The 12,707-nt window shown below is 69.4% G+C and carries 11 protein-coding genes; 5 read left to right on the top strand and 6 right to left on the bottom strand.

Annotated elements, in window-relative coordinates; genetic code table 11:
• Positions 1–163: 163 nt before the first annotated feature.
• Positions 164–1,813 carry an FAD-dependent oxidoreductase gene (locus KEC56_RS12275; protein WP_227531172.1) on the top strand — a complete coding sequence of 550 codons (1,650 nt, stop codon included), beginning with the start codon at positions 164–166 and terminating at the stop codon, positions 1,811–1,813.
• Positions 1,814–1,874: 61 nt separating this feature from the next.
• On the opposite strand, the gene KEC56_RS12270 is transcribed toward KEC56_RS12275, so the two are convergent.
• The 3 genes from KEC56_RS12270 to KEC56_RS12260 form a co-directional block, all read right to left on the bottom strand.
• Complete coding sequence (locus KEC56_RS12270) at positions 1,875–3,470, bottom strand: isocitrate lyase (RefSeq protein ID WP_175987024.1); 1,596 nt, start codon at positions 3,468–3,470, stop codon at positions 1,875–1,877.
• Positions 3,471–3,790: 320 nt separating this feature from the next.
• Positions 3,791–4,624, bottom strand: a complete 834-nt coding sequence (locus KEC56_RS12265) for an aggregation-promoting factor C-terminal-like domain-containing protein (RefSeq protein WP_227531171.1) — start codon at positions 4,622–4,624, stop codon at positions 3,791–3,793.
• A 289-nt stretch (positions 4,625–4,913) separates the two neighbouring features.
• A complete protein-coding gene (locus tag KEC56_RS12260; protein WP_227531170.1) occupies positions 4,914–5,336 on the bottom strand; it encodes a VOC family protein in 423 nt (140 codons plus the stop codon).
• A gap of 306 nt (positions 5,337–5,642) precedes the next feature.
• On the opposite strand from KEC56_RS12260, the gene KEC56_RS12255 reads away from it, so the two are divergent.
• The gene (locus tag KEC56_RS12255) at positions 5,643–6,569 is read left to right on the top strand and encodes a LysR family transcriptional regulator (protein WP_175987029.1); all 927 of its coding nucleotides are present in this window, start codon (positions 5,643–5,645) and stop codon (positions 6,567–6,569) included.
• Between the two features lie 25 nt (positions 6,570–6,594).
• On the opposite strand, the gene KEC56_RS12250 is transcribed toward KEC56_RS12255, so the two are convergent.
• The 3 genes from KEC56_RS12250 to KEC56_RS12240 all read right to left on the bottom strand — a co-directional run bounded on the left by KEC56_RS12250 (position 6,595) and on the right by KEC56_RS12240 (position 8,882).
• The gene (locus tag KEC56_RS12250; RefSeq protein ID WP_227531169.1) at positions 6,595–7,596 is read right to left on the bottom strand and encodes an FUSC family protein; all 1,002 of its coding nucleotides are present in this window, start codon (positions 7,594–7,596) and stop codon (positions 6,595–6,597) included.
• Positions 7,597–7,695: 99 nt separating this feature from the next.
• Positions 7,696–8,442, bottom strand: a complete 747-nt coding sequence (locus KEC56_RS12245; protein WP_227531168.1) for an SDR family oxidoreductase — start codon at positions 8,440–8,442, stop codon at positions 7,696–7,698.
• Entirely contained in the window at positions 8,439–8,882 is a 444-nt protein-coding gene (locus KEC56_RS12240; RefSeq protein ID WP_227531167.1) for a hypothetical protein, read from the bottom strand. The genes KEC56_RS12245 and KEC56_RS12240 overlap by 4 nt, the downstream gene beginning before the upstream one ends.
• Positions 8,883–8,979: 97 nt before the next feature.
• Between KEC56_RS12240 and sigJ the strand changes: the two genes are divergently transcribed.
• The 3 genes from sigJ to KEC56_RS12225 are packed head-to-tail and all read left to right on the top strand — an operon-like array spanning position 8,980 to position 12,686.
• Entirely contained in the window at positions 8,980–9,861 is an 882-nt protein-coding gene (gene sigJ / locus KEC56_RS12235; RefSeq protein WP_227531166.1) for an RNA polymerase sigma factor SigJ, read from the top strand.
• Between the two features lie 24 nt (positions 9,862–9,885).
• Positions 9,886–11,220 carry a M20/M25/M40 family metallo-hydrolase gene (locus KEC56_RS12230; protein ID WP_227531165.1) on the top strand — a complete coding sequence of 445 codons (1,335 nt, stop codon included), beginning with the start codon at positions 9,886–9,888 and terminating at the stop codon, positions 11,218–11,220.
• 8 nt (positions 11,221–11,228) lie between these two features.
• A complete protein-coding gene (locus tag KEC56_RS12225; RefSeq protein WP_227531164.1) occupies positions 11,229–12,686 on the top strand; it encodes an MFS transporter in 1,458 nt (485 codons plus the stop codon).
• Positions 12,687–12,707: the final 21 nt, after the last annotated feature.

Below are 12,707 nucleotides of genomic sequence, written 5' to 3'. Positions count from 1 at the left end.
ATTGGCGGCGGGTCGCGCTAGAGATTTCGCGTAATTCCGGTGATCGTTCGTCTCATCTCATGACAACTCTCGCGAGATCGGACAATCCCGATTCCTCTCATGGTCGTGCCTCCTGCGCGGTACTTTACGGGTGGATCTCGGCGGTGGACATGGCGGAGGCGTGATGAATGAGTCGGACAAGGACGTGACCGACCCCGAGCTCGCGCCGCGCCTCACGGACGAGCAGTGGCACAGGCTCTGCGCCCGCGGCGCGATCCGTTACGTCGACGACAGCGAGATCCTCTTCACCACCGGGCAGCGCGACTACCCGATGATCCTCGTCGAGGACGGCGAGATCGAGGTCGTCCGAGACTCGCCCGCCTGGATGGACGAAGAGGTGATCGCCGTCATGGACCCGCGATCCTTCGCCGGCGAGCTCGGGCTTCTCAACGGTCAGCGCGCGTTCCTCACCGCCCGCGCGATCGGGCCCGGTCGGGTCCGGGAGGTCTCACGCAGCGACCTTCGCCGACTCCTCGCCGAGGACGACGAGCTCGGCGACATCATCCTGCACGCGCTGTGGGCGCGCCGTGAGTCGCTGCGCCGCGGCTCGGCCGCGATGACCCTCAAGATCGTCGGCGCCGCCGGCTCGCCGGGGTTCCTCTCGCTGCGCCGCTTCGCGAATCGCCTTGACCTCGTGCACATGGCCGTCGAGCTCGACCTGGATGCTCCGGCCCATCCGCTGCACGCGCGATATGCACCGGGCGACCTCCCGATCGTCTTCCTCGAGGGGCAGCCCATCGTGCGCGCCACACCGGGCATGCTCGCCGAGCAGCTCGGGCTGAGCTACGAACCGGGCGATGAGGACGTCGTCGACCTCGTCGTCATCGGCGGCGGCCCCGCCGGCCTCGCGTCGGCGATCTACGCGGCATCCGAGGGGCTGAGCACCGTGCTCGTCGACGCCGTCGCCCCGGGCGGGCAGGCCGCGTCGACCTCGCGGATCGAGAACTACCTCGGATTCCCGTTCGGAGTCAGCGGCGACAGCCTCACCGGACAGGCGGTGCTGCAGGCCATCAAGTTCGGCGTCCGGGTGTGCGCGCCGTGCGAGGCGGTCAGCCTGCGCAGCCTCGGCGACGAGCTGACCGTTCTGCTCTCGGACGGTCGCGGCATCCGTGCGCGCTCCGCGATGGTCGCCTCCGGCGCGACCTACCGCAGCCTGAACCTCGACCGCTGGGACGACTTCGAAGGCGATATCCACTACGCGGCGACGGCCCTCGAGCTCAAGCGCGTCGCCAATGCGCCCGTCGTCGTGATCGGCGGAGCGAACTCCGCAGGGCAGGTAGCCCTCTACCTCGCCGCAAGCGGATGCTCCGTGCACCTCGTCGTGCGCGGCGACGACCTTGGCGCGCGGATGTCGTCCTATCTCGTGCGGCGCATCCGCGAGGAGTCGCGCATCCGGGTGCATCTCGGCGCGAACGTCACCGGTCTCGACGGCGACGCCGGTCTGTCGACGGTCGTCATCGACACCGTGGGGCCCGTGGAGGCCCGCGGCCTGTTCTGCTTCATCGGCGCCGAGCCCGCCACGGAGTGGCTCGCCGAGCTCGATCGCGACGATGCCGGATTCATCCGCACCGGAACCGACGTCACCCGGCAGTCGCTCGAACGCTGGCAGACGATGGGGCGCGAGCCGCTGCCGTTCGAGACCTCGGTCCCGCGGGTCTTCGCCGCCGGCGACGTGCGCCGCGGATCCATGAAGCGGGTCGCCGCCGCCGTGGGCGAGGGGTCGAGCGCGGTCGCATCCGTGCACCGTGCGCTCGCAGCGCATCCGGTCGCCTGAACGAGAGCGGCACGACGAAGGGGCCGCGGCTGCGCCGCGACCCCTTCTCCCCAGATCTGATTCAGCTGAACTGGTTCATCGTGTTGTCCTTGCCGCCGGCCTTGAGCGCGGCATCCCCGGCGAAGTACTCCTTGTGGTTGTCGCCGATGTCCGAGCCCGCCATGTTCTGGTGCTTGACCGTCGCGATCCCCTCTCGGATCTCGCGGCGCTGCACGCCGCGGACGTAAGCGAGCATCCCCTCGTCGCCGAAGTAGCCCTTGGCCAGGTCATCGGTCGAGAGAGCCGCCGTGTGGTAGGTCGGCAGCGTGATGAGGTGGTGGAAGATGCCCGCGCGAGCCGAGCCGTCCTTCTGGAACGAGCGGATCTTCTCGTCGGCCAGGCGCCCCAGCTCCGTGTCGTCGTAGGAGACGTTCATCAGGTCGCCGCGATCGTATGCCGAGACGTCCGCGCCATCCTTCTCGAGCTGGTCGAACGCCTGCTGGCGGAAGTTGAGCGTCCAGTTGAACGACGGGCTGTTGTTGTAGACGAGCTTGGCGTTGGGGATCTGCTCGCGGATCGCGTCGACCATGCCGGCGATCTGCTCGACGTGCGGCTTCTCGGTCTCGATCCAGAGCAGGTCGGCGCCGTTGCGCAGCGACGTGATGCAGTCGAGCACGCAGCGCTCCTCGCCCGTGCCGGCGCGGAACTGGTACAGGTTGCTCGCCAGTCGCTTCGGGCGCAGCAGCTTGCCGTCGCGCTTGATGATGACGTCGCCGTTGCCGAGCTCGGCCTCCGAGATCTCCTCGACGTCCAGGAACGCGTTGTACTGGTCGCCCAGGTCGCCGGGCTCCGTCGAGACCGCGAGCTTCTGGGTGAGGCCGGCGCCGAGCGAGTCGGTGCGGGCGACGATCACGCCGTTGTCGATCCCCAGCTCGAGGAACGCGTAGCGCACCGCGTTGAGCTTCGCGATGAAGTCCTCGTGCGGAACCGTGACCTTGCCGTCCTGGTGGCCGCACTGCTTCTCGTCGGAGACCTGGTTCTCGATCTGGATCGCGCAGGCGCCCGCCTCGATCATCTTCTTCGCGAGCAGGTACGTGGCCTCGGGGTTTCCGAACCCGGCGTCGATGTCGGCGATGATCGGTACGACGTGGGTCTCGTGGTTGTCGATCTGCGACTGGATGAACTCCACCGCGGTCTCGTCGCCGGCGACGCGTGCCTCGTCGAGCTTCGTGAACAGCAGGTCGAGCTCGCGGGCGTCGGCCTGGCGGAGGAACGTGTAGAGCTCCTCGATCAATGCGGGCACCGAAGTCTTCTCGTGCATCGACTGATCGGGGAGCGGGCCGAACTCCGAACGGAGAGCGGCGACCATCCACCCCGAGAGGTAGAGGTAGCGCTTGTTCGTGGACTTCAGGTGCTTCTTGATCGAGATCAGCTTCTGCTGGCCGATGAACCCGTGCCAGACGCCGAGCGACTGGGTGTACAGCGACGGGTCGCCGTCGTACTCGGTCATGTCGCGGCGCATGATGTCGGCCGTGTACTGGGCGATCTCGAGACCGGTCCGGAACCGGTTCTGCGCCCGCATGCGGGCGACGTACTCGGGGTTGATCGCGTCCCAGCTCGAGCCGTTCTGCTCCTTGAGAGCCTGGATCTTCTCGATGTCGTCGGTGTACGCAGTCATTTCGACTCCTTCGTGGATGCTGACGTTGGCTGAGGTCGTTGCATCCACTCTGGGCCAAGAAAACTGCGTCTTCATGCCATTCGGGGTGTGAAGAAAAGCAATCCTTCTGCGTTCTGGAAGAAGAATCCCCGTGCGAGGCACGCGCGACGCCGGTCGGGTCTCGCGCACCGCGGAGCCGGTGCCCGCGGTCGACTGACGCTCAGCGCCGGCATCCGCATCTTCTACGTCCCGGGGGCGCCGCTACGACGGGGAGATCGTCGGGATGTACGAGGGTGCCGAGCGGAGCTTCGGCCGCATCTACCGGCCGAAGCTCTCCGGGCTCAGTACCAGTTGACGGCCTGCGAGTGGCCCCACGCGGCGCACGGGGTGCCGTAGACGCTCTTGATGTAACCGAGGCCCCAGCGGATCTGCGTGGTGGCGTTGGTCTGCCAGTCGGATCCGGCGCTGGCCATCTTGCTGCCGGGAAGCGCCTGGGGGATGCCGGTCGCTCCGGAGGGGTTGTAGGCCTGGTAGTTCCAGCCGGACTCCTTGGTCCACAGCGAGTTCAGGCAGGAGAACTGGTCGGCGCCCCAGCCGTATTCGTCGGCGGCGATGAGGGCGGCGGCGTCGCGCGCGCCGTCCGGCGTGTTCGCGGCGGCGATGGCCGCGGCCTCGGCTGCCGCTTCGGCGGCGGCGGCCTCTTCGGCCTTCTTCTTCGCCACGGCATCGTCCAGGCGCTTCTGCAGCGCCGTGGTCTGCGCGGCGACCATCTGGGTCTGCGCGACGGTGGTGTCGGTGAGCATCGAGCGGACCACGCCGATCGCATCCTCGTCGGCCAGCGCGGTCGCAGCGTCTTCGAGACCCGCCGTGTCGATCGACGCGTCGATGTCGAAGCCGGACTCCTCCACGCCGGCCGCCGTGTCCGACGCGGTCTTCAGGGCGGCCTGGGCGGACTCGAGCGCCGCGTCCGCCTCAATCAGCTGTGCACGCAGATCGCCGCGATCGCTCACCGCGGCGCGGCCGGTGACGTCGGCGGCGGCAGGGGCCGCGGCGGTGAGACCGGCGGTCGCGGCGAGGCCGAGAGTGGCGCCGGCGACCACAGTCAGGGCGACGATGCGCCGGCGGGCGCGAGCAGTTCTGCGGTGGGCACGGGTGACGATTCGGGTTTCAGGCATGACGAACGTAACGATCCTTTGACGTGAGAGGGCCGCTTCGGGGCGGCCGGTGCACCCTCGGGTCGAGCGCACAAGGTAACGATTCTGTATCACGGACCCTGAGCGAGGCCTCCGCAGGGCCTGAATGCGCGGTGTGAGCGGCGTCTCGGCATCCTGACCGTCGCCTACGGCTTCGCCGTGGTGGTGTACCGCGAGAAGCTGCGCTGAGGTGCCCGGGTGCGATGCCATATCACTACGGTCGGATCTGAGCGCTGAGAACCGGCCGAAGTGATACCGCCCGGGCGCCGGGTCAGGCGAACGAGTCCTCGATCGCGACCATCCACGAGATGCCGAAGCGGTCGACGAGCATCCCGAACTCGCCGCCCCATGGGGCCTCACCGAGAGGCATGATGGCGGTCCCGCCGTCGACGAGCCCGTCCCAGGCGCGGTGCAGGTAGTCGGTGTCGACGGATCCGCCGCTGAGCGACACCGAGATCCCGGCCGGCTCGCGGTATTCCATGCCGGTCGGTGTGTCGGACGCCATGAGGACCAGTCCGCCCGGCGCGTTCAGCTGCGCGTGCATGATGAGGTTCTCCTCGCCCTCGGCGGTGCCGCTGTCGGGCATGTCGCCGAAGGTGCTGACCTCGAGATCGCCGCCGAGGACGCCCTGGTAGAACTCCATCGCCTCGCGGGCGTTGTCCTTGAACGAGAGGTAGGGGTTGAGGTTGGTCATGGTCACTCCTTCGTCGGCGGGTGCGGGTTCGGGTGCCACCAGTGTGCGCTCCGCGTGCGGTGACCTCAACCCCTTTCAGGCGCTGTTCACTCGACGAGCTTGCCCTCGCTCGAGACGTCGCGGATGAGCGCGGCGATCTCCTTCGGCACCGGCGGGATCTCCTCCCGAGTCACGCCCGTCGTGGGTGACCACACCAGGTTCACCTGCAGGGCGGGATCGGTGTCGGGGTGGTCATGCGTTCCACGCTCGGAACCTGTTCTTCATAACTCCAAAGCATTATGCGCATGATCACGATAGACTGCGGGCATGAATTTGGAGCAGTTGCGGGGATTCGTCGCTGTCGCTGAACTCGGGCACTTCACCCGCGCATCCGAGAAGCTGCATCTGGCGCAGCCGTCGCTCAGCCGCCAGATCTCCACGCTCGAGCAGGAGCTCGGCGCCGAGCTGTTCCACCGGGCACGCGGCAACATCTCGCTCACCGCCGCCGGCGAGACCCTCCTGCCCCGCGCTCGCCGCATGCTCACCGACGCCGACACGATCCGCGACGAGATGGCGGAGCTCGCGGGGCTTCAGCGCGGGCGCGTACGCCTGGGGGCGACCCCGACCCTGTGCATCAGCCTGGTCGCCGAGGTTCTGCGCGCGTTCCACGACGGGCATCCCGGGGTCGAGTTGCAGCTCGTCGAGGGCGGGTCGAACATGCTCATCGATCAGCTCGCCGCCGGCGCCGTCGACATGGCGCTCGTCACGATCTCGGAGGGGCGCCCGGTCGCCGGCACCGCCCTCGTGCGCACGCCGCTGCTGACCGAAGAGCTCGTCGTCGTCTCATCGGCCGACCAGCCGCCGATCGCGGACTCGGCGATCGATCTCGCGCACCTCGCCGAGCTGCCGATGGTCGCGCTCGCCGAGAGCTACGACCTGCGCGACGCGACGGATGCCGCGTTCCGCACAGCGGGTCTCACGCCGTCGCTCGTCGTCGAGGGCGCCGAGATGGATGCCGTCCTGCGGTTCGTCGAGCGGGGGATCGGCGTCGCCGTGGTGCCCGCCACCGTGCCGGTCGACCGGCCGACGCTGCGGTCGGTGCGGCTGACGGATCCGCAGCTCGAGCGGACGATCGTGCTCGCGCACCGCAACGACGTGAATCCCACCCGCGCGGCTGCGGCGATGCGCGACGTCATCACGCACACCGCAGACTACCTCGCCGCGCGCTCTCCCGAGACCCTGCACGCCGTCTGACTGTTCCGACGCGTTCGCCGGCGCGTCAGTCAGTCCGTCGCGGGTGCAGGAGTCCGGATGCCGCACCCAGAGCCGAGCCGACGACCGTGTCGATCACGCGCTCGACGGCGACGTCCATCGCGCCGATCTGACCGGTCGCGGCTCCCGTGAGCAGCAGCACGAGCGGGGTGATGAGCATGAGCGCGAGGGCGTAGTGCCGCACGACGACGAGTTCGACGCTGAACTGCAGGATGCCCAGCAGCAGGGCGATCCACAGTCCCTGGGGGTGCAGCAGCGCGATCAGAGCGTAGACGCCGACGCCGAGCACGGTGCCCAGCATCCGGTGCAGGCCGCGCTGGAAGGCGGCCCGTCGCTCCGCGGCGAGGCCGATCACGGCGACACCGGCGCCCACGATCCAGTAACTGCGGCTGGGGTCCACGAACGCGCCGATCAGCACACCGAGCACCGCGACGATCGACACGCGCAGCACGAGCACGCGCGATGCGTCGTCGAACGAGGGCCCCGGCATGAGCTGCGACAGCGGCCGCGGCCCGTGCGCCCGCACGCGGGGGATGAGCAGCGGCGTGATCGCGACGAGATACGAGAACGCGCAGCCGCCCGCGAAGGCGGCGACATAGGCGAGCGGCGAGATCGCACCGGTGCTGGTGATCTGCGCCGAGAGACCGAACACGAGGACGAAGAAGATCGGGCCTGGCGGGCCGAGCCGGAACCCGAAGCACAGCCCCGCCGTGACGACCGCGATGACGATGGTGCCGATGCCTGACAGCCAGTGGTCGCCGCCGGCGATCGTCCCCAGGGCGGCGCAGGCGACGAGGGCCGCGGCGATCAGGGGCAGCGCTCTCGCGCGGTCGACGACGGGGGAGGCGCCGAAGAAGAGCACCGTGAATGCGCCGGCGCCGGCGATGAATCCGAGCGTGGGCAGCCCTACGAGCGTCATGACCGCGACCGGTATCGAGATGCCCAGGGCCGCTTGCAGGCCGAGCTGCCAGCGCGGACCTCTGGACGGGGCGAAGGCGAACAGGCTCACCGATCCATTCTGCCGTGCCGGTCGGCTGCCCCCGGGTGTCCAGGCCGCAGAAAACGTCGCTCTGGCACCGGGATGACAGCAGTTTCTGCGACCTGGGCGTCAGGGATGCTGCTGCGCGACCCACTCCGCGAACGTCTGCGTGCCGAGGTCGGCGTCGGGGCCCGGCAGGGCGAGCCCCTCGCGCATACCCTTCATCTGCTTGGTCGGGATGCTGATCGAGGGCACCCAGCCGCGGTGTCCGACCGCCTTGGCGTAGGCCTTGACCATGACATCCATCGCCTCCTCGCGGGGGCCGGCGAAGTCGCGGGCGCTGCCCTGCGGCGCACCCGTCGCGACGGTCGCGAGCCGCTCACCGACCTCGGCAGCGGCGACCGGCTGCGTCCGTGCCCGCGGCGCGAGGTGCAGGGGGCCCGCCTTCGCGCGTTCGAACATCTGCGCGGCGAACTCGTGGAACTGCGTGGCGCGCTGGATCGTCCAGGGCACGGGCGACTGCTCGACCACGTTCTCCTGCGCGACCTTGCCCGCGTAGTAGTCGTACGGCATCCGATCGATGCCCGCGATCGACAACAGGACGACGTGCCCGACGCCGGCATGGCCGGCAGCGGCGACGAGGTTCCCCGTCGCCGCCGTGAAGAACGAGCGTGCGGCACCCGCGTTCAGCGTCGAGATGTTCGCGGTGTCGATGACCGCGTCGACGCCGTCGAGTGCGGCATCCAGCCCCTTTCCGGTGACCAGGTCCACGCCCTGCGACCGGGTGAGGATCACCGCCTCGTGCCCGGCGTCGCGCACGGCCTGCACGGTCGGGCGGCCGACGACCCCTGTTCCTCCTGCGATGGCGATCTTCATCCGATGCTCTCCTTCTCGTCGATTGTCGTCTCTGCGCGCCTCTCAATGCGAGGCCCCGGCAGCATGAGCACGATCCCCAGCATCAGGCTGCCGCCGAGGCCGATGATGTTCCCGATCACGTCGATCACGGGCATCCCGCCGAACCGCGCGGCGTGGTAGACCAGGTGAGGCAGCCCGAACACCGTCCAGGCGACCCCGACGACGCGTCCCGACTCCGGCCCACGGGTGAACGCGGCCGCGACACTCGCCGCGGCCAGCGCGAGGTACAGCGCGCCGACGTCGCGGATGAGGTGCTCGTTGAACGGACCGTCCACGGCGATCCACACGCGGCCGAGGCCGGGGAACGAATCGTAGAAGGACTCCGGCCATGTCGCGGCCCACAGGCCGACGAACGCGCCGACCAGGGCGGTCGCTCCCAACAGGATGCGTCTCAGTGTCATGCTCACACCTCTTCGACGACGCAGCTTGCAGGAATGTGAGCCGAGACCTCACATTCGCTCTGTCCGCATCGTCGACACTGCGGGAGGATGTGAGGCGATGGATCAGATCGACGCGCTCGAGGCGGAGCGGCGGAACCTGCTCGCGCTGGCGTATCGGGTGCTGGGCACGGTCGCCGACGCCGAGGACGCCGTGCAGGCGACCTACCTGCGCTGGTACCGGCTGACGGGCGTCGAACGGGAGCAGATCGTGAACCCGGCCGCCTGGCTCACCCGGGTCGCGGGCCGCGTGTGCCTGGGTCATCTCGGCTCCGCGCGAGCGCGGCGCGAGCGATACGTCGGGGAATGGCTGCCGGAACCGGTGCCGGGGGAGTCGGCGATCACGGCATCCGTTCCGGTGGATCCGCTCGACCGGGTCAGCCTCGACGAGTCCGTCAGCGTCGCGCTGATGGTCGTGCTCGAATCGCTGGCGCCTGCGGAGCGGGTCGCGTTCGTGCTGCACGACATCTTCGCCGTGCCGTTCGCCGAGATCGCCGAGACCGTCGGGCGCACACCCGATGCCACCAGGCAGCTCGCCTCCCAGGCGCGCCGGCGCATCCGCGAACGCCGTGCCGGCGCCGCCTCCCGTGAGGCGCATGATGCCGTGGCGCGGGCATTCGCCGAGGCGACGGCGACGGGCGACCTCGCCGCGCTCATCGGCGTCCTCGACCCCGATGTCGTGCTGCGCGCCGACGGCGGCGGCAAGATCTCGGCGGCGCGTCGTCCCGTGTTCGGCGCCGATCGTGTCGCGCGGTTCCTGCTCGGGCTCCCGCACCTCGAACCCGCGGCGACGATCGAGCCCACTCGCACGCCCGAGGGGCTCGCGTTCCTCGTTCGTCTGCACGGCCGGGCGGACTCGGTGATCTCGGTGGACGTCGCGGGGGATCGGATCGTCGCGGTCTACATGGTGCGAAACCCCGACAAGCTCACGCTCTGGCGATGAGGTCGCGCTGGATACGATGACGAGGTGAGCACACCGTCCGTGCGCCCCGGCATCGCCGAGCGTCTGTCCCGCATGATCCAGCTGCCGACCGTCTCGGCAGAGCTCGACGAGCGCGGCATGGGCTCATTCGAGGACTTCGTGGCGCTGATCGCGGAGTTGTACCCGCTCGTTCATGGGCGGCTGACGCGGGAGCGCGTCACCGACCTCGGTCTGCTGTTCCGCTGGAAGGGCCGATCGGATGCCGCGCCGCTCGTGCTCATGGCTCACTACGACGTCGTCCCGGTCGACGAGTCCGATGCATGGACGCATCCGCCGTTCTCCGGAACGATCGCGGACGGCCGTGTGCACGGCAGGGGCGCCCTTGACGACAAGGGCCCGCTGATCGTCATCCTCGAGGCCGTCGAGAACCTGCTCGCAGCCGGTTTCACCCCGGAGCGTGACGTGTACCTCTCGTTCGGCGGGAATGAGGAGACCTTCGGAGCCGCGGCAGTCGAGATCGCCCGGCTCTTCCGGGATCGGAACATCACCCCCTGGCTCGTCGTCGACGAGGGCGGCGCGGTCGTCGATGCGCCGCTGTCGTTCGTGCAGGGCCGAGCCGCCATGATCGGAGTGGGTGAGAAGGGTGTGCTGACGGTGCGCCTGACCGCGCGCGGCGACGGCGGTCATGCCTCTGCGCCGCCGACGCTCACCGCCGTGCGGCGCATCGCCAGGGCGCTCAGCCGCCTGGACCCCGGGACGTTCCGGCCGCGCACGCCGCAGGCGATCGCGCGGATGCTGGCGCAGTTCTCCGAGCAGGCGAGCGGGCCATCGCGACTGCTGCTGAAGGTGCTCGCGGGCGCTCCGCCTGTGACCGCTCGGGTGTTCGCGGCGCTCGGCGGGGAACCGGCGGCCATGGTGCGCACGACGGTCGCGGCGACCATGCAGTCAGGGGGAACGGCGGCGAACGTCATCCCCTCGCAGGCCTCCGCCACAGTCAATCTGCGCATCGCGCTCGGCGAGACCGTCATCGGATCCGTCACGCGCCTGCGCCGACGCATCCGCGACCCGCTCGTCGAGGTCGAGGTCCTCGAGGGCAGCGAACCGTCGCCGGAGTCCCCGACGGACAACGAGCAGTTCGCCCTCCTCGGCGCGGCCCTCGAGCGCGCGTTCCCCGGCGTGCGGCCCGTGCCGTACGTGATGATGGCGGCGACGGACTCGCGACACTTCCACCGGTTCGCGCCGGCTGTGTACCGCTTCGCTCCGCTGGAGATGTCGAACGCGCAGCGCGCGGCGATCCATGGCGTCGATGAGAACGTCGAGATCGCTACGCTCGAGCGAGGCGAGCAGTTCCACCGCGCGCTGCTCCAACTCCTGAACTGAGGACGAAGATGTCTCACAAGGTCACCCTCGGCGCGCTCGCCGCCGTGGTCGGATTCCTCGCATTCGTCGAGTTCACCAGCGGCGTGCTGCAGGGGTACTACACCCCGATGCTCTCCGACATCGCCAGGCACCTGCAGATCCACGATGCCGACGTGAACTGGTTCGAGGGCACCCAGCTCATGCTGTCGGCCCTGGTCGTCCCGGCGTTCGCGAAGCTCGGCGACATGGTCGGGCACAAGCGGATGCTGCTGATCTCGACCGCCCTGACCGCGGCGGCTGCGCTGGCGCTGCCGTTCACCGACTCGTTCTGGGTGTTCCTCGTCGCGTGGACGCTGATGGGCTTCTACGTCGTCTGGCTGCCGCTGGAGATCGCTCTCATCTGGTCGCGGTCGCGCCGCATGGAGGGGCGCTCGTTCATCACGGCGCGGGCTGCAGGCCTTCTCGTCGCGGCGCTCGAGGCGGGCGCGATCATCGGCGCTCTGGTCGGCGGGGCCCTCGTCGACGTGCTGCCGCTGACCGTGGTGCTGCTGATCCCCGCCGTGCTGGTCGTCATCTGCTTCTTCGTGATCCTGTTCGGGGTGAAGGAGTCACCGGATCAGACCGGCGGCGTGCTCGACATCACAGGGCTCGTGCTCATCTCGATCGCACTGATCTGCTTCACCGGCGGGCTCAGTCTGCTCCGGCTCGAGGGTGGACTGGTGAACCCGTGGTCGTGGGCGGTCGTGGCCCTCGGGCTGCTGCTGATCGTGCCGTTCGTGCTGTGGGAGCTGCGGCACGACGATCCGCTCATCGACGTGCGGATGTTCCGCTCCCCGGCGCTCGGGCCGGTGTTCCTCACCGCGGGACTCTTCGGCGTCAGCGTGCTCGGCGCGCAGGCGCCGCTGTCGACGTTCGCGCGCACGGATCCTGCGGTCTACGGCTACGGCCTGGGCACGACCGGGTTCGCGACCTCGCTCATCATCGGCATCTACCTCATCGGCATGATCGCGGGTGCTCTGCTGTTCCCCGTGATCGCCCGGCTCGCGACGCCGCGCCTCACCCTCATCGGCGCGTCGAGCCTCGTCGCGATCGGGTTCCTGCTGTTCCTGCCGTTCCACGATGCATACGCGCAGGCGATCACGAACATGGTGATCATCGGTCTCGGCTCGGGCGCGCTCGTCGCGGCGCTGCCGGCGGCCGCGGCATCCGCGGCTCCCGAGACGCAGACCGGAGTCGCCACCGGGCTCACGAACTCCGTGAAGACGGTGGGCGGGGCGATCGCCTCGTGCGTCTTCGGCATCGCGCTGCTGCACGGTGCGGCGTCGACGGCCGGCGGTGCGGAGGGCACGGCCGGTTCCCTCGCGGGATACATGACCGTCTGGATCGTGTGCGGGGTCACGGCGCTGGCCGCGGCCGTGCTGCTCCTCTTCGTGCCGAAGCAGGCGTTCACGGACCGCGTGACCGAGGTGGATGCCGCACTGAGGTGATCGACGGGCCGCGTGGGCCTC

Source organism: Microbacterium tenebrionis, assembly GCF_020682665.1.
Classification (GTDB): Bacteria; Actinomycetota; Actinomycetes; order Actinomycetales; family Microbacteriaceae; genus Microbacterium; species Microbacterium tenebrionis.
Note: the sequence above shows the minus strand (reverse complement) of the source record. Positions and strands in the feature narration are given on the sequence as shown.